At 38.8% G+C, this 19,426-nt stretch carries 18 protein-coding genes; 8 read left to right on the top strand and 10 right to left on the bottom strand.

Translation table 11 applies throughout. From position 1 onward, the window contains the following. Window positions 1-263 precede the first annotated feature (263 nt). Complete coding sequence (locus IE222_RS10655; RefSeq protein ID WP_191272563.1) at window positions 264-1,178, bottom strand: nuclease-related domain-containing protein; 915 nt, start codon at window positions 1,176-1,178, stop codon at window positions 264-266. A gap of 173 nt (window positions 1,179-1,351) precedes the next feature. Between IE222_RS10655 and IE222_RS10650 the strand changes: the two genes are divergently transcribed. The 4 genes from IE222_RS10650 to fumC all read left to right on the top strand — a co-directional run bounded on the left by IE222_RS10650 (window position 1,352) and on the right by fumC (window position 7,572). Beyond that, window positions 1,352-1,666, top strand: a complete 315-nt coding sequence (locus tag IE222_RS10650; RefSeq protein ID WP_191272561.1) for a YbjQ family protein — start codon at window positions 1,352-1,354, stop codon at window positions 1,664-1,666. A gap of 418 nt (window positions 1,667-2,084) precedes the next feature. Beyond that, complete coding sequence (locus tag IE222_RS10645) at window positions 2,085-3,842, top strand: ABC transporter ATP-binding protein (protein ID WP_191272559.1); 1,758 nt, start codon at window positions 2,085-2,087, stop codon at window positions 3,840-3,842. Then, window positions 3,839-5,854 (top strand): ABC transporter ATP-binding protein, encoded by a 2,016-nt coding sequence (locus IE222_RS10640; RefSeq protein ID WP_191272557.1) that lies wholly within the window; start codon window positions 3,839-3,841, stop codon window positions 5,852-5,854. Before IE222_RS10645 ends, IE222_RS10640 begins: the two co-directional genes overlap by 4 nt. Window positions 5,855-6,192: 338 nt before the next feature. Beyond that, entirely contained in the window at window positions 6,193-7,572 is a 1,380-nt protein-coding gene (fumC, locus tag IE222_RS10635) for a class II fumarate hydratase (RefSeq protein ID WP_191272555.1), read from the top strand. Between the two features lie 75 nt (window positions 7,573-7,647). On the opposite strand, the gene IE222_RS10630 is transcribed toward fumC, so the two are convergent. Next, entirely contained in the window at window positions 7,648-7,851 is a 204-nt protein-coding gene (locus IE222_RS10630) for an alpha/beta-type small acid-soluble spore protein (protein WP_066394566.1), read from the bottom strand. Between the two features lie 318 nt (window positions 7,852-8,169). Here IE222_RS10630 and IE222_RS10625 point away from each other — a divergent pair, with 318 nt between their 5' ends. Then, window positions 8,170-8,412 (top strand): hypothetical protein, encoded by a 243-nt coding sequence (locus tag IE222_RS10625; protein WP_191272639.1) that lies wholly within the window; start codon window positions 8,170-8,172, stop codon window positions 8,410-8,412. Window positions 8,413-8,466: 54 nt separating this feature from the next. On the opposite strand, the gene IE222_RS10620 is transcribed toward IE222_RS10625, so the two are convergent. From IE222_RS10620 to IE222_RS10585, 8 genes are all read right to left on the bottom strand, one after another. After that, complete coding sequence (locus IE222_RS10620) at window positions 8,467-9,567, bottom strand: ABC transporter ATP-binding protein (RefSeq protein ID WP_191272553.1); 1,101 nt, start codon at window positions 9,565-9,567, stop codon at window positions 8,467-8,469. A 105-nt stretch (window positions 9,568-9,672) separates the two neighbouring features. Further along, entirely contained in the window at window positions 9,673-10,578 is a 906-nt protein-coding gene (locus IE222_RS10615) for a PucR family transcriptional regulator (RefSeq protein ID WP_191272551.1), read from the bottom strand. Between the two features lie 137 nt (window positions 10,579-10,715). Continuing rightward, window positions 10,716-10,913 (bottom strand): hypothetical protein, encoded by a 198-nt coding sequence (locus IE222_RS10610; protein WP_191272549.1) that lies wholly within the window; start codon window positions 10,911-10,913, stop codon window positions 10,716-10,718. A 60-nt stretch (window positions 10,914-10,973) separates the two neighbouring features. Continuing rightward, the gene (locus tag IE222_RS10605; RefSeq protein ID WP_191272547.1) at window positions 10,974-11,183 is read right to left on the bottom strand and encodes a YheE family protein; all 210 of its coding nucleotides are present in this window, start codon (window positions 11,181-11,183) and stop codon (window positions 10,974-10,976) included. Window positions 11,184-11,240: 57 nt separating this feature from the next. Then, the gene (locus IE222_RS10600; protein WP_191272545.1) at window positions 11,241-12,284 is read right to left on the bottom strand and encodes a YheC/YheD family endospore coat-associated protein; all 1,044 of its coding nucleotides are present in this window, start codon (window positions 12,282-12,284) and stop codon (window positions 11,241-11,243) included. Then, on the bottom strand, window positions 12,281-13,645 hold the full coding sequence (locus tag IE222_RS10595) for a YheC/YheD family endospore coat-associated protein (protein WP_191272543.1): 1,365 nt from the start codon (window positions 13,643-13,645) through the stop codon (window positions 12,281-12,283). The genes IE222_RS10600 and IE222_RS10595 overlap by 4 nt, the downstream gene beginning before the upstream one ends. Continuing rightward, a complete protein-coding gene (locus tag IE222_RS10590; RefSeq protein ID WP_191272541.1) occupies window positions 13,623-14,726 on the bottom strand; it encodes a YheC/YheD family endospore coat-associated protein in 1,104 nt (367 codons plus the stop codon). The genes IE222_RS10595 and IE222_RS10590 overlap by 23 nt, the downstream gene beginning before the upstream one ends. Continuing rightward, window positions 14,727-16,106 (bottom strand): YheC/YheD family endospore coat-associated protein, encoded by a 1,380-nt coding sequence (locus IE222_RS10585; RefSeq protein WP_191272539.1) that lies wholly within the window; start codon window positions 16,104-16,106, stop codon window positions 14,727-14,729. A gap of 153 nt (window positions 16,107-16,259) precedes the next feature. Between IE222_RS10585 and IE222_RS10580 the strand changes: the two genes are divergently transcribed. From IE222_RS10580 to IE222_RS10570, 3 genes are all read left to right on the top strand, one after another. Then, entirely contained in the window at window positions 16,260-16,607 is a 348-nt protein-coding gene (locus IE222_RS10580; RefSeq protein ID WP_191272537.1) for a YlbF/YmcA family competence regulator, read from the top strand. A 122-nt stretch (window positions 16,608-16,729) separates the two neighbouring features. Then, window positions 16,730-17,599: a Cof-type HAD-IIB family hydrolase gene (locus tag IE222_RS10575; protein ID WP_191272536.1), complete on the top strand. Its 870-nt coding sequence runs from the start codon at window positions 16,730-16,732 to the stop codon at window positions 17,597-17,599. Window positions 17,600-17,715: 116 nt separating this feature from the next. Further along, window positions 17,716-19,233, top strand: coding sequence for a coproporphyrinogen III oxidase (locus tag IE222_RS10570; RefSeq protein ID WP_191272534.1), 1,518 nt, complete (start codon window positions 17,716-17,718; stop codon window positions 19,231-19,233). The last annotated feature ends 193 nt before the right edge of the window (window positions 19,234-19,426 follow it).

The raw sequence follows: 19,426 nt of genomic DNA, 5'->3' as shown, positions 1-19,426 counted from the left end.
GTGCGCATAGAGGGTGTCAATAAACACGAACCCGTGCGGAAAAGCATTTGAAGTGCGCATAGAGGGTGTCAATGAACACGAACCCGTGTGGAAAAGCATTTGAAGTGCGCATAGAGGGTGTCAATGAACAAAAATAATGGAAAATAGCCAAGAAAGTGCATATAAGGAATTTAAAAAATAAAAAGCCGCTCACTTTGAACATACTCAATGAGCGGCTTACCTTTTTTCGGAATTATTAAGATTCCAAGGAATCTTATTCTCAATTAAACAAAATAGCTAAAGCGGCCTTTACCACAAAGACGAAAGTGTTTCTTAAGAATTCTAGTAATTGCTCTACGTGACCTTACCACTTTACACCAATTATAGATTTCCGTAGTTGTAACCCTCCTCTCCGGAAACAAAATTTTAAACTCTTCAACACTACGTTTTACCGCGGACTCAACGGTTTCCTCAAATCTACACTTACAACACTTCAATTTCATATCGTTAACAGCCACCATAAATCCATGACCAGACGGATCAACAATTCCCTTTTTTAGCGATTCGTAGTCATAATCAGGTTTCGCTGCGAATGGATACTCCCCTACATCCATTGAAATTAATAAATCAGCAAGTTTCTCGTGTCCACTGTTTAATTTGGACGGAACCTTATTTAGGGTTTGCATAAATCGATTAATTTGTGTTGGAAAAATAACCGACGGGTTTTGTGGAGCTTGGTACATAGTAAACTCGGGGTTTATGTAAATGAGATGCGATTCCACGTTAAACTGAAATCCTAATTCTTGAAGTAATTGGCGGAACATGGTTTCACAACGTTGCAACTGAATATACGGGTCTTTAATAATTTTGTCGGTTTTTATATGTTTGAGGTTTTTAGATTGAAATTCATAATCACCTTCATAATTTTTTACATCGATAAGGTAAATGGTGTTTTGAAAAATAAGCACGGTGTCAATTTGAAAAAAGCTGTTGTCTACTTTTAGAAGTAAACCATTTATGACGATACATTCACTCTCAAGCTTTTCTGTCAACTGATCAAACTTGACTTCACCTTCAAATCCTTTCGCTAAGCTAAAATAATTTTTCCAATCTTGGTCCAACAGCGTCATTCTGGCATTTAAGTACCGCAAAACAACTAATTCTTTTGATATTTGGCGCGACTTTCGATGTTTATGCATACCATGTCACCATCCTTAGAACAATATTAAAATCCTAAAAACATTTTATAAAATACCGCCTGTATCTGCGTACACAATAAATGAAAATTTTGTTACGTTTACAAAAAAATAGATATTAAACCATCCGGAACACTAGTAAAATAGTATCAAACACGGAAAAAGAGGTGTTCTAGATGATTATCGTGACAACTGATGCAATACCAGGAAGGGAAATCAGGGATGTAATTGGGATGGTGAAGGGCAGTACGGTTCAGTCTAAGCATATCGGCAAGGATTTTATGGCAGGCTTAAAAACGATTGTTGGCGGTGAAATTAAGGAATATACGGATATGCTGAATGAGGCCAGGGAAAAGGCGATTGAACGAATGTCAGAGGAAGCACGAAACGGCGGCGCCAATGCCATTGTGGGTATGAGGCTGCAATCTAGCTCCGTTATGCAGGGCGCATCTGAAATTATCGCTTATGGAACAGCAGTTTGGGTAGAGTAATTTTTGGAAAAATGGGAATTGACAATTACAAAAACTGGTGATAACCTTACAAGGTAAGAAAAAAAAGGAAATGGAGGGTTACAAAATGACTAAGCTTAATAAAATGCAGCCATCAGCAGCAACTGAATATCAAAACGTAACCTGTCCAGGAGTAATATCCTTTTAAGTCCTTCATTCATTGACAAAAGATGAAACTTAACACAGGTTGCGTTCATTTGTGATGCGTAACGTGTGTTTTTTTGTCTCTTTTTTGGGGTTGAAGATGAGGCATACTGCACATTTCCGGCGGTATGCCTTATTTTTTTCTATAAAAATAAGAGGAGGAAAATCAAATGAATCAAAGTTCTGTAATTAAATTAGCACAAACAAATATGGAGATTGAAAGTGGCTAGTTTTTTACAAAAGGGGGAGTAACAGCATGTTTTCCGTTTTAAAGAAATTAAATTGGTTTTTTAAAGAAAATAGGCGGCGTTATTGCGTTGCTATACCATTACTAATTTTTGTTGGATTAATTGATATTTTGCCGCCTAAATTGATTGGTATGGCAATTGATGATATTCATATTGGCGAGATGACTGAGCATAAAATTTGGTTCTATTTAGGGTTGCTCCTGCTCATCATGCTTTCATCCTACGGTATTAGTTATATATGGCAGTATTTATTATTTGGCGGGGCCTTCCTTGTTGAACGTAAGCTGCGCTCGCGGTTTATGCAGCATCTTTTAAAAATGACCCCGGCGTTTTATGAAAAAAATCGTACCGGGGACTTGATGGCGAGGGCAACAAATGACTTAAAAGCGATTTCGATTACTGCAGGATTTGGGATTTTAACCTTGGTGGATTCGAGTGCCTGGATGCTGACATTATTGTTAACGATGGGCTTTTTTATCAGCTGGAAACTAACATTAGCCGCAATCATTCCACTGCCGATAATGGCTTTCCTCATGCAAATTTATGGAAAAAGAATTCATGCTCGCTTTATGGAGGCGCAGGATTCCTTTGGTAAATTGAACGATAATGTTTTGGAATCTGTTGCTGGAGTGAGGGTAATCCGTGCATATGTTCAAGAAAATGCGGATAGCCGGCGTTTTCACATGCTGACCGAAGATGTTTATCAAAAAAATATGAAAGTAGCCGTGATTGATTCATTGTTTGATCCTACAATTAAAGTTCTTGTGGGGATTAGCTATTTAATTGGGCTTGGATACGGTGCCTACCTAGTTTTCCATCAGACAATTACACTTGGTAGTCTAGTTTCGTTTAATGTTTATTTAGGGATGCTGATTTGGCCGATGTTCGCGATCGGAGAATTAATCAATGTCATGCAGCGAGGCAATGCCTCATTGGACCGTGTGAATGAAACATTAAGTTATCAAGAGGAAGTCGCTGATCCATTAGAATCGGTTACTTTAAGCAAAGCAGAAAAAATCGACTTTAAACAGGTTACATTCCGCTATCCGTCCTCAAGCTTTGACAATCTAAAAAATGTGAATGTTTCCCTTTATCAAGGGCAGACACTTGGGGTTGTCGGGAAAACAGGGAGCGGTAAAACAACGTTTATCAAGCAATTATTAAGGCAGTATCCGCTTGGAAAAGGGGACGTCGCAATTTCGGATATTTCGTTAGAAGAACAATCACTTGAACAGGTGCGGGGATGGATTGGTTATGTACCGCAGGATCATGTTCTTTTTTCCAGAAGTGTTAAGGAAAATATTTTATTTGGCAGCAAGAATGCAAGTGCCGAAGAAATGGAAAAGGCTATTGATTTGGCAGCATTTCGGAAGGATTTACAAATGCTTCCTGAAGGCTTGGAAACGCTTGTCGGGGAAAAGGGGGTGGCTCTTTCCGGAGGTCAGAAACAGCGGATTTCGATTGCCCGCGCGCTAATCAAGAATCCAGAAATTCTAATTCTTGATGATTCTTTATCGGCAGTTGACGCGAAAACAGAGAAAAAAATTATCGATAATATTCGCCAGGTTCGCAGCGACAAAACGACGATTATTACGACGCACAGAATGTCAGCTGTACAGCATGCCGACCATATTATCGTTCTTGATGAAGGAAAAATCATTGAGGAAGGCACACATGAACAACTGCTTGAACGGAACGGATGGTATAAAGAGCAGTTTATTCGTCAGCAGGTTGAAAATAAAGTGGAAGAGGAGGTGTCGGCATGAGGACAGGAAAGAGATTGTTTGATTATGCCTTGGCATATAAAAAAATTATTATAGCGGCACTGCTCATGCTGACAATTGCCGTAGGTACTGATTTAGCCGGCCCATTTATTGCGAAAAATATTATTGACCGGCACATTTTAGGGATTGAGTCAGTCTGGTATGAGACCCAGAGCAGTAATAATGCGGCAAAATATAATGGGAACTATTATAAGCGGGTAAAATATTTTTCAAAGAATGAGGAAAAAGGAGAACAAATCCGCATTCTACAGGTCGGTACAAAATTTGTATTTACTGAACAAGAGATTAAATTTGACGGTAAAAGAACATTAAATAACGAAGTACTAACTATCAGTAAGGGTTCTAAAATAGCAGCATATCAGGTGCAAATATTGAAGGGAAAAGAACTGTTAAGGTTCTATCAGCCGGAAATTCCCGGGATTATAAAATTATTAACAATTTACTTTGGGCTATTGGTAATCTCCGCTTTTTTCCAATATGGTCAGCGATATCTGTTAAAAAAATCAGCGAACCGTATTATCCAAAAAATGCGGGAGGATGTTTTTAATCATATTCAGCGGCTTCCAATTAACTATTTTGATAATCTTCCGGCTGGGAAGGTAGTTGCAAGAATAACAAATGATACCGAGGCAATCCGTGAACTGTATGTAACCGTACTAGCTACTTTTTTTACAAGCGCGATTTACATTACCGGGATTTATACCGCGCTCTTTATCTTAAATGCCAAGCTTGCGGCAATTTGTTTATTGTTATTGCCAATACTGTATGCCTGGATATTGGTATACCGGAAATTTGCATCTAAATATAATCGGGTTATTCGTTCCCGAAATAGTGATATAAATGCGATGATTAATGAATCGATTCAAGGGATGAGTATTATTCAGGCATTTAGCCGGGAAAAAGAAACAAAGGCGGAATTTGAAAAGCTTAACAATGAACATTTTATCTATCAAAATAAATTATTAACTCTTAATTCATTAACATCGCATAACCTTGTGGGGATTTTGCGAAATCTGATTTTCGTTGCATTTATCTGGTATTTTGGCGGCCAATCGCTTGCACCCTCAGCAGTGATCTCCCTCGGAATGCTGTATGCATTCATAGATTATATTAACAGGCTATTCGAGCCTGTACAGGGTGTTGTGAATCAGCTTGCCAATTTGGAGCAGGCGCTTGTTGCTGGCGAACGGGTTTTCAAGTTGATGGATGAGCCGGGGGAGAATGTCAGTCAAGAACAAATTCCTCGAGTGAAAGGAAATGTGTCGTTCGAGAATGTATCATTTGGCTACAAAGAAGGAGAATACGTGCTTAAGAATATTAATTTTTCGGCTAAGCAAGGTGAAACAATTGCCCTTGTTGGCCATACGGGCTCCGGAAAAAGCTCAATTATGAATTTGCTTTTCCGCTTCTATGACTGCCAAAAGGGAAAAATCGTCATTGATGGGAAGGATATCGAATGTATTCCAAGGCAGACATTACGGAATCATATGGGGATTGTTTTGCAGGATCCGTATTTATTTACCGGTACAATTGCTTCTAATGTAAGCTTAGATGATCCTTCCATCTCAAGGGAAGAGGTTGAAAGGGCGCTTAAGGATGTTGGGGCAGATCGGGTATTTAAAAATTTGGAGAACGGGTACGATGAGCCGGTGATTGAAAAGGGGAGCACCTTATCTAGCGGACAGCGGCAATTAATTTCTTTTGCCCGCGCCTTAGCCTTTAATCCAGCAATCTTAATTTTAGATGAAGCGACTTCAAGTATTGATACGGAAACTGAATCGTTGATTCAAGAGGCGATGGAGGTTCTTAAAAAGGGAAGAACGACATTTATCATTGCTCACCGATTATCCACCATTCGCAATGCCGATCAAATTCTTGTGCTGGACCGCGGGGCCATTGTTGAACAAGGAACGCATGATGAATTAATGGCTTTAAAGGGTAAGTATTATCAAATGTACCAGTTGCAGCAGGGCGGTTCAAGCCTTGCTGGTTAAAAACAAGTGTTGAGCTTAAAAGGACTTTTCACAAAACGTTCATTTTTCTGCCGGAAAAGTGTAATTTTAATCACTAGGAAGAAGCCCAGCGTGTGATATGGTAAACTTGTTTACTATTCAATCACAAATGGGGTGGAATAATGTCTGAATACTCAGTTGTCCTTTCAATTGGAAGTATTTTAATTCTCACATATTATATCGGATGCACCTTGCTTAAGCATTAAAGCTGTAGACTACGCTCTACAGCTTTTTCTTTTTAATAAAAGGGAGAATTTTTAAATAAAATGGTTAACAATGGGAATACATAATGAAGGGAAAAGTGAATTGGAGGGTTTTTAATGGAGAATTTTCGTATTGAAAGAGATACGCTTGGTGAAGTTCAGGTGCCAGCGGATAAATTTTGGGGGGCACAGACGCAAAGAAGCAGGCAGAATTTTAAAATTGGTGCTGAGAAAATCCCGCTGGAACTTATTTACGGATTAACTTATATTAAGAAAGCAGCGGCGAGTGTTAATTTTCAACTAGGAAAGTTAAGCGAAGTAAAAAGAAATGCCATTCAAAAGGTTTGTGACGATATTCTGTCCGGGAATTATGATCAGCACTTTCCGTTAGTCGTTTGGCAAACCGGAAGCGGCACTCAGTCGAATATGAATGTAAATGAGGTTATTGCTAATCGTGCAAATGATTGGCTGGCGGGACAAAATATTACGCAACGCGTGCATCCAAATGACGATGTCAACATGTCGCAAAGCTCAAATGATACTTTTCCAACAGCCATGCATATTTCAGGATATATAAAAATTGTGGAAAAGCTGCTTCCAGCAATTGAAGAATTAAGAAAAACATTATTAGAAAAAGAAAAGGCTTTTGCCAAGATTGTCAAAATAGGCAGAACCCATTTGCAGGATGCAACACCGTTAACACTTGGTCAGGAAATTAGCGGCTGGCGGTTTATGCTTGAAAAATGTGAGACAATGATTAAAGAGGCTGTCGATCACCTGTTGGATTTAGCTATTGGCGGAACTGCAGTAGGAACAGGAATCAATGCCGGTCCTGAGTTTAGCATTAAAACAGCTGAAGAGATTGCCAGTTTAACCGGGTATCCTTTTCGCTCCTCAGCAAACAAGTTTCATGCCTTGACAAGCCATGATGAAATAGTCCATACCCATGGCGCCCTAAAGGCCTTGGCAGCAGATATCATGAAAATAGCCAATGATGTTCGCTGGCTTGCGAGCGGCCCTAGAAGTGGTATTGGCGAGCTTACGATTCCGGCAAACGAACCTGGGAGTTCCATTATGCCCGGTAAAGTAAATCCGACGCAAAGTGAAGCCTTAACAATGGTCGTGTGTCAAGTATTTGGCAACGATGCAACGATTGGTTTTGCAGCAAGTCAAGGTAACTTTGAATTGAACGTATTTAAACCGGTGATAATATATAATTTCATCCAATCAGTACAGCTGCTTACCGACAGTATCCAATCCTTTAATGTAAACTGTGCGGTTGGAATAGAAGCTAATATAGAAGTGATTGATAAACTGGTAAAGCAGTCCTTAATGCTAGTGACGGCTTTAAATCCTCATATTGGATATGAAAAAGCTGCCGAAATTGCCAAACTTGCCTTTAAAGAAAACAGCACATTAAAGGAAGCCGCTATCAAAACCGGCTATCTAACGGAAGATGAATTTAACCAATGGGTGCAGCCAGATAAAATGGTCTAAAACAAAAAAATGAAAGCCCCCTCACTAAGGAGGGGGCTTAGCCATATTATTAATTTGTTAAAAAAGGTTTGCCTATTAACGCTGGAATCCGCCAAGTTGAGATTCAGCCATTGATACTAAACGCTTTGTGATTTCTCCTCCAACAGATCCGTTAGCACGTGAAGTAGTGTCTGCTCCAAGGTTTACACCAAACTCTTGAGCGATTTCGTACTTCATTTGGTTAAGTGCCTCTTGTACTCCTGGTACTAATAGTTGATTAGAGTTGTTGTTGTTAGCCATAGTTGAATAACACTCCTCTTGTAAGTTTGGGGTTAGTATGGAATTGAACCATATTGGCTTTAAAACCTTGCCGCTAAGGCCTAACCCATGATAATAAGGTTTTGGCTGGATGAACCGGAGTTGCACCGGTTTTAACCCTCGCTTGGTTTCATCCAATGTTGTAAGTGATTTTTGTAATTGCTGTTTTGCTGTTTGTAATCTTTATTATGGATAAATTGCCCCGTCTTATTCGAGAGTTTATTTAGTAATTTATTCCATTACATTAGGAGAAACAAAGTGATGCAAACTATGATAAACAATCATAAAAGGGTGAAAAGAATGTCAATATGCCCAGTTTGTAATGGATTACAGGAAGTATTATTAACTTGTTCCAATTGCGGGGAACCGATGATGGAAAGTGGCAGGGTAATGGATTATTATGATGATTATAGTCCATATATGGAGATTGATATTATGAAAATGGAGGATGGGTATCCAGATACTTATTCTGGACATAAGTGTCCGCATCTTTATCGCTGTACTATTTGTCAGAAAGAAGAGATTGTATTTATAAAAGAATAAAAAGGCTGCAGGCACCGTGTGAAAATTACATGGTGCCTGCAGCCTTTGGGGCCATTATGGACGAATTCTTACTTCTGTATCTGCATCAAAGAAGTGTGCTTTATTTAAATCAAAGGCAAGCTCAAGGGCATCACCAGGTTTCACGTCTGCGCGAGAATCAAGACGGGCAACAAAATCTTGTTCTCCAAGAGAGGAGTAAACCATTAATTCTGCTCCTGTTAATTCTGCTACATCAATTTTTGCATTAATCTTAGTGCCTTTAGATGCTTCGATGAAAACCGGCTCATCATGAATATCTTCTGGGCGGATGCCAAGGATGATTGATTTTCCTGTATAACCTTGCTCACGAAGGAATTTCATTTTTCCTTCTGGTACAGTGATTGCAGTGGTTCCAATAACAAACTTGCCATCTTCAAGTTTACCATTAAAGAAGTTCATTGCTGGTGATCCGATGAAGCCGCCTACGAATACATTTTCCGGCTTTTCATAAACTTCTTTCGGAGAACCAACCTGTTGAATAAGACCATCCTTCATAACGACTAGACGTGTAGCCATTGTCATTGCTTCCGTTTGGTCATGAGTTACATAAATTGTTGTTGTATTTAAGCGGCGGTGAAGCTTTGCAATCTCAGCACGCATTTGTACGCGGAGCTTAGCATCTAAATTTGATAACGGCTCGTCCATTAAGAATACCTTCGCATCACGAACAATCGCACGTCCTAAGGCAACACGCTGGCGCTGACCGCCTGATAACGCTTTTGGTTTACGAGTTAAATAAGCTTCCAAGCCAAGAATTTTTGCTGCTTCTTTTACACGGCGGTCGATTTCGTCTTTTGGAAATTTACGAAGCTTTAATCCGAATGCCATGTTATCATAAACAGTCATATGTGGATAAAGTGCGTAGTTTTGGAATACCATGGCGATGTCACGGTCTTTAGGAGCGACATCGTTAACACGCTTTCCATCAATAAAGAAATCACCTTTTGAAATCTCTTCAAGTCCAGCAATCATTCTTAATGTGGTAGATTTTCCGCACCCAGACGGCCCAACAAAAACGATAAATTCTTTGTCATCAATATGAAGATTAAAATCCGAAACTGCCGTTACTTTATTATCATAAATTTTATAAATATGGTCTAATTTTAATTCAGCCATTTAATTCAGCCTCCCGTTAAGTGATAACTTAAGTTTAACGGAAATGGGTAAAAAGCTATATAGACAGGTTGCACAAAGATTGAAAGCGCTGTTTTGGGCATGTTGTCATTTTTGCTGATATTCAAAAATAAGAGCGGCTAAGAAAACTGTAAAGGCACCGTAGAAATCCTTTAAATTAATTCCAGTCCTTTCAGAGAATTTATCAATACGATATTGCAATGTATTTCGGTGAATATATAATTTTTTTGCCGTCATACTGGCATTCAAATTATTCTCCAGGAAAATTTTAATCGTCGAAAATAATTCAGTGTCGTGCAGAAATAGTTCTAAAATTTCTGTATTGACCTTTTTCGTTAATTCCTCTGGTAAATGGTAAGCAATATAAGCAGGAAAAACCCGTTCATATGTAAAAATATTGATGTCCTTTATTTGCGCCAGCCCGAATGTAAAGAAATCACTTTCTTTACTAAATAAGAAGGGGAGACGGTTTGAAAAGGGATAAGGTTTGCCAATAAAAAAGGAGATTTTTACATAGAGATCGCTTTCCAATGTTTCTGACATAGAAATTAATTCTTCTTCGGTCAGTGAAATTTTGTTGTTTTCTTCAATAACAATTCCTTTCACCCGGCTTTCCCAAACAATGATGGCTTCTTCGCTGAAAAAGCCGGTTAAGGCTGCTTCGATTTCTGCTGGATTGGTGTCATTGTTATGAAGATGAAATTGAATAAATCGATAATCCGATTCGTTTTTTTGGATGGGCTCTGGACCATCCGATAGTAAAAATTCATACCATTTTCGAGCCTGTGAGGAATTATTCTTTGTTTCTGTTTCAATAAGTGTGAACAGTGATTTTAACAGGTTTAATTCCATTTCATTTACAGTAGATCTCATTATGCCAATCCATTCATTTTCAGCTTTATGGTAGAAAATATAATATTGATCTGATGGATTTTCGGGACGATTTGAAAATAAAATGGAATTTGGATAATAATTCAGTAATTTTTTTAACATATTTTATTTCCCCGCTGCATTCTTTGCTATAAATTTTCTAGCTCCAGTGCTTAACATAGGAGCTTGTACTAATTTTTATTATAACAGACATAAAAAAACTGAGCCTTTTTTGGCCCAGTAAAAGTTACATATATTTCTTATTCGGCTTCATAGGGAGGCTCTTCTTCCGTAAGGTCGCGTGCTTCTTCAATATTTGTTGTATCATGGCGCATGTGAACTGAGCCGCCGGACATGCCTTCATTAATCATTCGGTCAATGTCCATATAAGCTGCATCTCTGCCTTCATACATAGAGCCTTGTTCAGTTATATTCTCCTTTTTCTCTTTCAATGCCATCATCCTTTCCTTATTGAGTAATCTTATTGTGTGGAAAGGAGTAAATTTCATTCAGAAGGATTAATCATACACATGATAAAGCATCAACTCATGAACTTGGCTTGTCAGAGCGTCCATCTCCGCTTGTTCCGGCGTATTTGTGGTCCATTCAATTTTCCCTGTTTGATGATAAATTCCAGTATATCTTTGTTTTTTATAGTAAAAAGAAAAATTCCATCCTGGAATATTTTTATTGTCAAACAATGGTTTAAATTGAAAATGCATAATCATGTTTATCATCCCCCAAGGTTACTATCTATTATTAGCTTACCTTTTTAAAGGAATGATTTAAATATCATTTTTTGATAGTTCCAAAAATAAACGACAGAGATTGTCAATTTTACCGGCCTCAATTTCCTGTTCGTCAAAGCTCATCGGTTTAGAATTTACTTCATAAATATAATATTGGCCTTTTTTACTGATTCCTGCATCAATCGAGAATTCACCAAAAAAGCCAAAGTGTTCAGATAATGTCCTCCCGATAGGTGAAAGAATGGATTGGATAAATTCTTCATGTTTAGTTGATTTTACAAGCTCATATGGCAGTAGCTTCCCGCCTGACGGAATGTGGGTAGTAATTTCTTGCTCCTGGGATTGACGGATGCCAACTCCGGTTACTGTATAATTATTGCCATCAGCATGTGCAAGAATACGGAAGTCGAATCGCGAACCATTGTATTCTGCTGATTGAACGGCTTCTTGCGCCAAATATGTTTTTTGAAGCAGCTTCTCATGCCATTTATTCCAAAAATGATTCACTGTTTCAAAAATTTCTTGAGTCTTTCGTCCTTCTACTTGAATTGACGAGGATGCGGTCATGCTTAGCCGGTAAATACCTTTTCCGCGGGAAGAGTTTGCTGGTTTAAGATAGATGGTTGAATGTGTCTCGAGCAGCTCTAATAGGTCTTGTTTTTTCCGAATGAGAATCGTTTCAGGTAAATATTTGTTAATATGTGTATGATGTTTAAAGCACTCATAAAACTCGTATTTATTGATAAAGCAGGGGTTAAAGAAGGGGATGCCCCTTTTTTTTAAACTGAAAAAAAAACTTCGAATTTTTTCCTGCTGTTCTGTCTTTCGAAATGGAATTCGATTATAGACAAGGTCTGGATAGGGGAATTGCTTTTTAATCCAACCTTTTTTTTCAGGAAAATATAGATAGCCATTTATACAATTTTCCTCTATATCTTCAATTGTAAAGACAAAGCTTATTCCACCAAGTGAAATAAGCTTTTGTTGCAGGTTTTTAAACAGCTGGCCATTACCGGCAATGGCACCATTTGCTTTTTGAGCAGTTAAAATCCCGATGAGCGGTTTGTTCTTCTCGTTCATTTGTAAAGTTCCTCAGGGTGCAAGAGTGCTTTCTCCGCTAAATATACGGCATAGGCAATGGATAATTTACGGGTAAGTAAATCAAATGATTTTAAGTCAGGGTGGCTGAAAATGGACCTTCCCGGTTTCGAATTCGCTTCGAAGAGCCAAACATCACCATTCCGGTCTATACCTAAGTCAAAACCAATCTCACCAATTATTCCTTCCATATTTTGATCTAATGCTTTGCTTAACTGGAGTGCAGCTTTTTCCAATTTTTTAATATATTCATTACGTTTTTCTGAAGGGAAAATTTCCGTCATTGTTTTGATTTCCCCGCCGCTGCGTTTGTGGGTCGTCACGCTGCCGTGTCCGGCAACCTTTGCAGCAATCGCACTAACCTGCCAATTCCCACCTTCATCTTTATTCGTATGAACTCTAAAATCAACAGGACGCTGTTCAATCCTGAGTAAATGTATCCCCTGTTGAACGACCATACGATCAAGCGGCTGGTGGGCAAAAACAATTTCAAATAATCGTTCTAAACTTGGAAATTTGCGCAAACGGTTAACATCATTTTTTTCTTGATAACGGCAATAATAATCATTTGTGTGTTTATCGTAAATTATTTGATGAATCCCTAAACCAAGACTACCGTTTTTTGGCTTAATATAAACGTGCCCGTATTTTGAAAGCATTGATTCAATATGCGAAAAGGAGGTAAATGCATGAGTTTCAGGAAGGTACTCTTCTACCGAACCATCTTGAAGCAGTCTTTCATATACATCAAGCTTGTTAAAAAAACCAGGATTATACCAAGGAATTAAATAATCCTTTTGCAGCCGTTCCTTCACTTTCCTAAGCTTTGGGCTGTTTTCACTGCGTCGGTTTGGGAGCCGGTCATAAATAACATTTGGAAATGGAACTTCATATTTCTGCCATTTATGCTGATGATAGAAAAATCCCTCAATACTGCCTTGTTGCCAATCAATATGCTGGTCGCCAAAAACAAAAGTGAGCGCACCTACTGGTTTATTGACCGACAACAGCTTTGAAAAAAATAATGTTCGCTCACCAATCGGCTGTTCGGGGTTCTGTGTAAAACCTGTGGTAAATATACCGACAATTGGTCCAATTGTTAGAACTTCATTTTCGATAAAAGTATGAAGTGGAATGCGAAGGTCTGGGAATTGAAGTGCTTTTTGAATTTCTCTGCTAATAACAATTCGGTCATTTCGATCTGGATGAGGGTAGAAATCAACCGTCATTGAATTTGACCCAAAAGCAATACGTTTCATTACTCTATCTCTTAACAATGATTTTGGACAAAAAACGATCAGCTGGTCATTTGGAGCAACGTCAATGAGATAGCGTTTTCTCATAAATGCTCTTCCTTTCTTGTTGTTCCATTCCATACAGGTGCTTTGCATAAATAAGTGGAGCCTGATATAGAGTCTCGTTTATTCCCGGTGTTGTTTGGAATATAACCTTTCTTCCCGGCTTGGAATTGAGATCAAGGATCCAAATGGAACCATTTTTTGCGATTCCAATATCAACGCCAATTTCAAATAATGGAAGATATTCATGTTCAAGTAAAATAGGCAGTTTGTCTAGAATATAGTCTAACTCTGAGCACATATATTCAACTGCTTTAGGTGGAAGTGTGGCGGTCCATTCAGAAAAGGCTGCTGCAGACCCGCCAGCGCTTAAGTTGGATAAAATTCCACCTGTAGTTCCAAAGCGGATGCCCCGGCCGCGTTCACACCAGAATCCCTTTTCGTCTTTTTGCAGTAGAATGCGGATGTCAAACGGCTGATGTTCTTTATTAAATAATTCTAGGTATGGCTGCAAAAGATATTTTCTTGCTGTTATTAATGGTTTTAGCCATTTTAGGAGCTTTGCTTTGTTAGGGAAAATTCTAGAAATAATCTGCTTTTGCTTTTCTGTTTTAACATGATAGGTTTTATCATTTTTCTTTACATAATAAATCCCATGGCCTTGTGATCCATTGATGGGCTTTAAAATTATTTTTTCCTTAGCTTCAAGTTCTTTTAAGATTATATCGCTGTTAGAAGCAGCAAGGGTTGGCGGTAAATAGGGTGCCAGAACCGTGTTCTTCAGGGAATCGTATAATTCAAGTTTATTTGGTAAGCCATATCCTAAAAAGGTGATGTCATTCCTGCTCTTTAGCCATGAGACTATTGGCAGGCATTGCTTAGAATGTTCATCATCCCCGTAGAAACAGCGGTCATAAAGAATGGTGGGAATCGGGAATTCGTCATCCACCCATTGAGTTGTTTTAGAGTCGAATTTTTTTCCACGCACACTCTGTGTATGCGGGTTAATTTGCGATGGGATAAATCGGCAGCATTCCATACCAAAGTCTTTCGCTGACTTGGCAATTTCCGTAAGATAGGATACTTCACTATCCGGAATTAATGTCATGATTCCAAAAGCAATCATTTATCCAACCTCTCTTTCAGTAATGGAATCAAAGACTAGCGTTGTGCAAAATTGGACGATTGCTTTTGCTGAAGGCCTGATTTTTTCTTGATTCTCTTCAAATGATTTTGAAGGTTTTGAGTTTACCTCTATTAACCATGGCTTTCCATCAAAGTCCACGCCAATGTCGATGCCCAGTTCACCGAACATTCCCTGCGTCTTATCACTGATTGTCGCGGCAATTTCTAACGCTAAATCTTTAATCTGTGATAATAATTTTTTTGGCTGCCTTGCATCCATACATGTTTTTAATGCTTCTAATGGCCGAAGCAAAGTCCCACCCCTTGCCAGGTTAGAGACAAATTCCTGTTCAGCTCCAATTCTCGCGACAATTGAGGTTATAGTCCATTCTAATGGATGCTTCTTATGGCAGAGGACTCTAAAATCTATTGTTCGAAAATCTTTCGTTATAAAGGGAATCCCTTGTTGGACAATATAAATTTTATTTTGCAGAATGGGTTTTAAGTGCTCGTAGATATCTTCCAGTGAAAATTGTTTTGCAGGCTGTTCATGACCGGCGGAAAATGAAGCTTTATAAGAATAACTGTTATTTTCATTCCTGATTAATTTAATAATGTTTCTGCCCTGGCTGCCGTGGATTGGTTTGATAAACAGCGTTTCGTATTTCTGGGCAAGCTCATATAGATTTTCTTCCGAAAAGATTTTAGTTTCAGGAATGGCAGCCTGTAGACTTCCTTCTTTGTGAATCTGATCATAAACCTCCCACTTAGAAAGAAACCGATCATTAAACAATGGAATCATCAATAGTTCCAGGTGGTGGCGAAATTCTTTAAATGGCTTCTTTTTTTCAAGACTTCGTGAATGGATTCTATTATAGATGACGTCAGGTAATGGAAGTTCAGCAGGGATCCATTTTTCTTCATGAAAGTAATATCCCTTCGTTAAAAAATGGTCATAGGACAATACATAAAAAAAACCGCCATTCCTGATTATCACCTGATGAAGCTCCTCACAGAATTTATGAACAGACCGAAAATTAGGTTCCTCATAATCGTTGAAATGGAAATTAGTTAATAGTCCGATTACCGGTCCAAGCTTCAATGTGTGTGTGTGTTGATAATAATTTGCCTGAAACCTGTAACTTTGGATTGGGAGGCGAAAACTGTTTACAACATTTTCGGGTAGAATGATTTCGTTTGCTGATATTTCAATGGTTTGAATGTCCATGCTGACCATCGTTTTTCCAATTTCTAAATGTAATTGTTGTGTGTCAATTATTTTTAATTTTTTCATTAAAGCTCGGGACATTTGAATAAGCCGGTCATGTTGATTTGCCGGTTTTCTAATCGTAACCGTAATCGGGATTAAGGTAATGGACATAAACATTCCTCATTTTTAAACTTTGCCTATGGGCATTCGTTGATATAGTAATGTATGTAAAAGTGCAATAGAAGGTGATTTGAACATTCTCGCTAATTCCTGAATAATTTGTTATAGTTGTTAAGATTTCTCAAATTAAAGGAGTGACCAACAGTGGCAGTAAATTTATATGATTCCGCTTATGCGTTAGAGAAAGCCATCCGTGAAAGTGATGAATATTTACATTTAAAAAGAATGTATGATGAAGTGAATGCTGACCCGGCAGCGAAAAGTATGTTTGATCAGTTCAGGCAGATTCAAATGAACCTCCAGCAAAAACAAATGATGGGTCAAAATATTTCTGAGCAGGAAGTGCAGCAAGCCCAAGCCTCTGTCGTACAGGTGCAGCAAAATGAGAAAATCTTTCGTCTCATGGAAGCTGAACAGCGTATGAGCATGATTATTAATGAAATTAATCAAGTTGTTATGAAGCCTTTATCCGAAATGTACGGGGGAATGTAACGATTCCGATAAAACCTGTTTAAGGCGAAGCAAGGATGAAAAATCATGTACTGTTCTATAAATCGGTGAAAAATCATAAATGTGTTATATAAAGAATTTCACCAAGAACAGGGGGCAACATGATGATTTATCGCTTGCTTGCGTTAAATATTGATGGAACGCTATTACAATCAAATGGGAGGCTTCATCGAGCAACAAAGGAAGCCATAGAATATGTTCAGCAAAAAGGGATTTATGTAACATTAGTGACCTCACGCAGTTTTCCGTCTGCTAAAAAGGTTGCTAAGGCATTAAAAATTAAGGCGCCGCTCGTAACGCATCAAGGGGCTTATATTGCTAGTTCAGAAGAAAAACCTGTGTATGTAAAGCGCATTAATGAAAATTTAACCTATGATACTGTCCGTTTTTTTGAGGCGCTTCCTTGTCAAATCCGCCTCGTTCATGAACAATTCTCTTTAGCTAATAAGTTCAAGATTCATAACGACCTTTTAGCTAAAACGGTTTTCACAACGAGTGAGCCTTTTGTATATTCCCAGCAGTTTGTCAATTCGTTAAGTGAATATTTGCATGACCAGCCGATAACTCCTTCGAAAATTGAAGTTTATTTTGAAGAAGAACGTGACTTAAGAGATGCAAAAAATGTGCTGGAAAATATGTACACCGAAATTGAAGCGATTGAACTGGACCCATTACGATTAGACATCGTTTCTACAGGTGCCTCTAAGCTCAACGGCTTAACCTATCTTGGAAACCAGCTTGGCATCAAGCTGCGGGAAATGGTGTATATCGGCGACAGTCTTGATGATATCCCTTTAATTGAGGCGGCGGGACTTGGTGTATCAATGGGAAATGCCCCGTTTGCTGTAAAAAAGGCCTCGGATTGGTTGACGAGATCGGAAAATGAGCAGGGTGTAGCCTATATGGTGAAGGAACACTTTAGGAAGCAGCAGCCAATTGAATTTTTACGAAAGATGAAAATTATTAAGCGCTAAGGATTTCACGGGCTTTATTTTGCCCGTGTATTTTTTTGTGAATGATTTCCACTATATTGACCTTATTTTTACGATTCAGTACACTTAAGGAAGTTTAGTTTGAAAGGTGATAACATTTGCGTATTTCTATATTAGGATTAGAGGATGAAAGATTTAAACGTCCGCTTACGCTTATTGCGAATTTATTTTTTGAAGAGTCGCAGATTGTGATATCTGCTGATGATACGGCGGATTTACTAATAAAATTTGATTTGCAGGCCGATGATGCGGCGGTTTCGGTCTCAGCTGAATTACATGATCAAGTTGGTGCTGTTTATTCTTCGGAGTATCAAAAGGAATTGCTGCCTTTTTCGGATTCGGCCAAAGAACACTTTAAGCAGGTGAAAAATGCCGTTTCACATGTTTATTTAACGGTGTTGCAGGACTTTACCGGTATTACCCAGAAATGGGGCATCCTCACCGGAGTTAGACCAACAAAATTGCTTCATAAGAAAATCCAGGAAGGCATTCCTTTGGAAGCGACCCATCAGCAGTTGAAGGATGATTATCTCATAACAGATGAAAAAATTGAGCTGATGCAGCAAATTGTTGACCGCCAGTTAGCGGTCGTGCCTGATCTGTACTCGCTTGAGCGGGAAGTGAGTATTTATATTGGCATCCCGTTTTGTCCAACGAAATGTGCCTATTGCACCTTCCCGGCCTATGCGATTAATGGACGCAAAGGTTCAGTAGATTCATTTTTGGGCGGACTTCATTATGAAATGCGGAAAATTGGTGAATGGCTGAAGGAAAAAGGGATTAAGATTACAACGGTCTACTATGGCGGTGGTACACCAACAAGCATTACCGCAGAAGAGATGGACATGCTTTACGAAGAAATGCATGCCTCTTTCCCGGATGTTACTGGGATTCGGGAAATTACCGTAGAAGCCGGCCGGCCTGATACGATAACTCCGGAAAAATTGGCCGTCTTGAAAAAATGGAATATTGACCGGATTAGTATTAACCCTCAGTCCTATACACAGGAAACATTAAAAGCCATCGGCAGACATCATACCGTTGATGAAACGATTGATAAATTCCATTTGGCACGAACCGCTGGAATGAACAATATTAACATGGACCTAATCATTGGCTTGCCTGGTGAAGGAGTCAAGGAGTTTACTCATTCTTTGGATGAGACGGAAAAATTGATGCCTGAATCCTTGACAGTTCATACCTTGTCGTTTAAGCGTGCCTCAGAGATGACGAAGAATAGAGATAAGTATAAGGTAGCTGACCGGGTGGAGGTTGAAAAAATGATGAATCTTGCCCAGGACTGGACAGCTTCTCATGGTTACGTTCCTTATTATTTATATCGTCAGAAAAACATTCTCGGCAATCTTGAAAATGTCGGCTATTCGCAGCCCCGCCAAGAAAGTATTTATAACATTATGATTATGGAAGAGCAGCAAACCATAATCGGACTCGGCTGCGGTGCATCAAGTAAATTTATCGATCCTTCGAATGGGAAAATAACCCACTTTGCCAATCCAAAGGACCCGAAGTCATATAACGACAGTTTCGAAGCCTACACCGAAGAAAAAATTAAAATTCTAGATGAGCTTTTTTCTGAAAAAGGATCCCTTGCTTGAGTGTTGAGCAGGGGGATTTTTGTTTTAAGCATGGATGGGATAGAGAAAAAGCGTCGAATTGAATTTTTTTCTACGCGGCCGTGGGGCAAGAAAAAAGAGAGCCATGGGTCGAGTAAAGAGTGTCTACGTGACCGAGGGGCAGGTAAAAGAGAGCAACGGGTAGCCAAAGGGATTATTGGCGACCGAGCACAAG

Origin of the sequence: Neobacillus kokaensis, from assembly GCF_014656545.1 — a bacterium.
Taxonomy (GTDB): Bacteria; Bacillota; Bacilli; order Bacillales; family Cytobacillaceae; genus Neobacillus; species Neobacillus kokaensis.
This window is presented reverse-complemented; position numbering and strand designations above follow the sequence as displayed.

What these genes read in the sequence shown, in the direction of transcription:
- IE222_RS10655 (WP_191272563.1), bottom strand. Translation starts at nt 1,178, where the DNA reads ATGCATAAACATCGAAAGTCGCGCCAAATATCAAAAGAATTAGTTGTT.
- IE222_RS10650 (WP_191272561.1), top strand. Translation starts at nt 1,352, where the DNA reads ATGATTATCGTGACAACTGATGCAATACCAGGAAGGGAAATCAGGGAT.
- IE222_RS10645 (WP_191272559.1), top strand. Translation starts at nt 2,085, where the DNA reads ATGTTTTCCGTTTTAAAGAAATTAAATTGGTTTTTTAAAGAAAATAGG.
- IE222_RS10640 (WP_191272557.1), top strand. Translation starts at nt 3,839, where the DNA reads ATGAGGACAGGAAAGAGATTGTTTGATTATGCCTTGGCATATAAAAAA.
- fumC (WP_191272555.1), top strand. Translation starts at nt 6,193, where the DNA reads ATGGAGAATTTTCGTATTGAAAGAGATACGCTTGGTGAAGTTCAGGTG.
- IE222_RS10630 (WP_066394566.1), bottom strand. Translation starts at nt 7,851, where the DNA reads ATGGCTAACAACAACAACTCTAATCAACTATTAGTACCAGGAGTACAA.
- IE222_RS10625 (WP_191272639.1), top strand. Translation starts at nt 8,170, where the DNA reads ATGTCAATATGCCCAGTTTGTAATGGATTACAGGAAGTATTATTAACT.
- IE222_RS10620 (WP_191272553.1), bottom strand. Translation starts at nt 9,567, where the DNA reads ATGGCTGAATTAAAATTAGACCATATTTATAAAATTTATGATAATAAA.
- IE222_RS10615 (WP_191272551.1), bottom strand. Translation starts at nt 10,578, where the DNA reads ATGTTAAAAAAATTACTGAATTATTATCCAAATTCCATTTTATTTTCA.
- IE222_RS10610 (WP_191272549.1), bottom strand. Translation starts at nt 10,913, where the DNA reads ATGGCATTGAAAGAGAAAAAGGAGAATATAACTGAACAAGGCTCTATG.
- IE222_RS10605 (WP_191272547.1), bottom strand. Translation starts at nt 11,183, where the DNA reads ATGATTATGCATTTTCAATTTAAACCATTGTTTGACAATAAAAATATT.
- IE222_RS10600 (WP_191272545.1), bottom strand. Translation starts at nt 12,284, where the DNA reads ATGAACGAGAAGAACAAACCGCTCATCGGGATTTTAACTGCTCAAAAA.
- IE222_RS10595 (WP_191272543.1), bottom strand. Translation starts at nt 13,645, where the DNA reads ATGAGAAAACGCTATCTCATTGACGTTGCTCCAAATGACCAGCTGATC.
- IE222_RS10590 (WP_191272541.1), bottom strand. Translation starts at nt 14,726, where the DNA reads ATGATTGCTTTTGGAATCATGACATTAATTCCGGATAGTGAAGTATCC.
- IE222_RS10585 (WP_191272539.1), bottom strand. Translation starts at nt 16,106, where the DNA reads ATGTCCATTACCTTAATCCCGATTACGGTTACGATTAGAAAACCGGCA.
- IE222_RS10575 (WP_191272536.1), top strand. Translation starts at nt 16,730, where the DNA reads ATGATTTATCGCTTGCTTGCGTTAAATATTGATGGAACGCTATTACAA.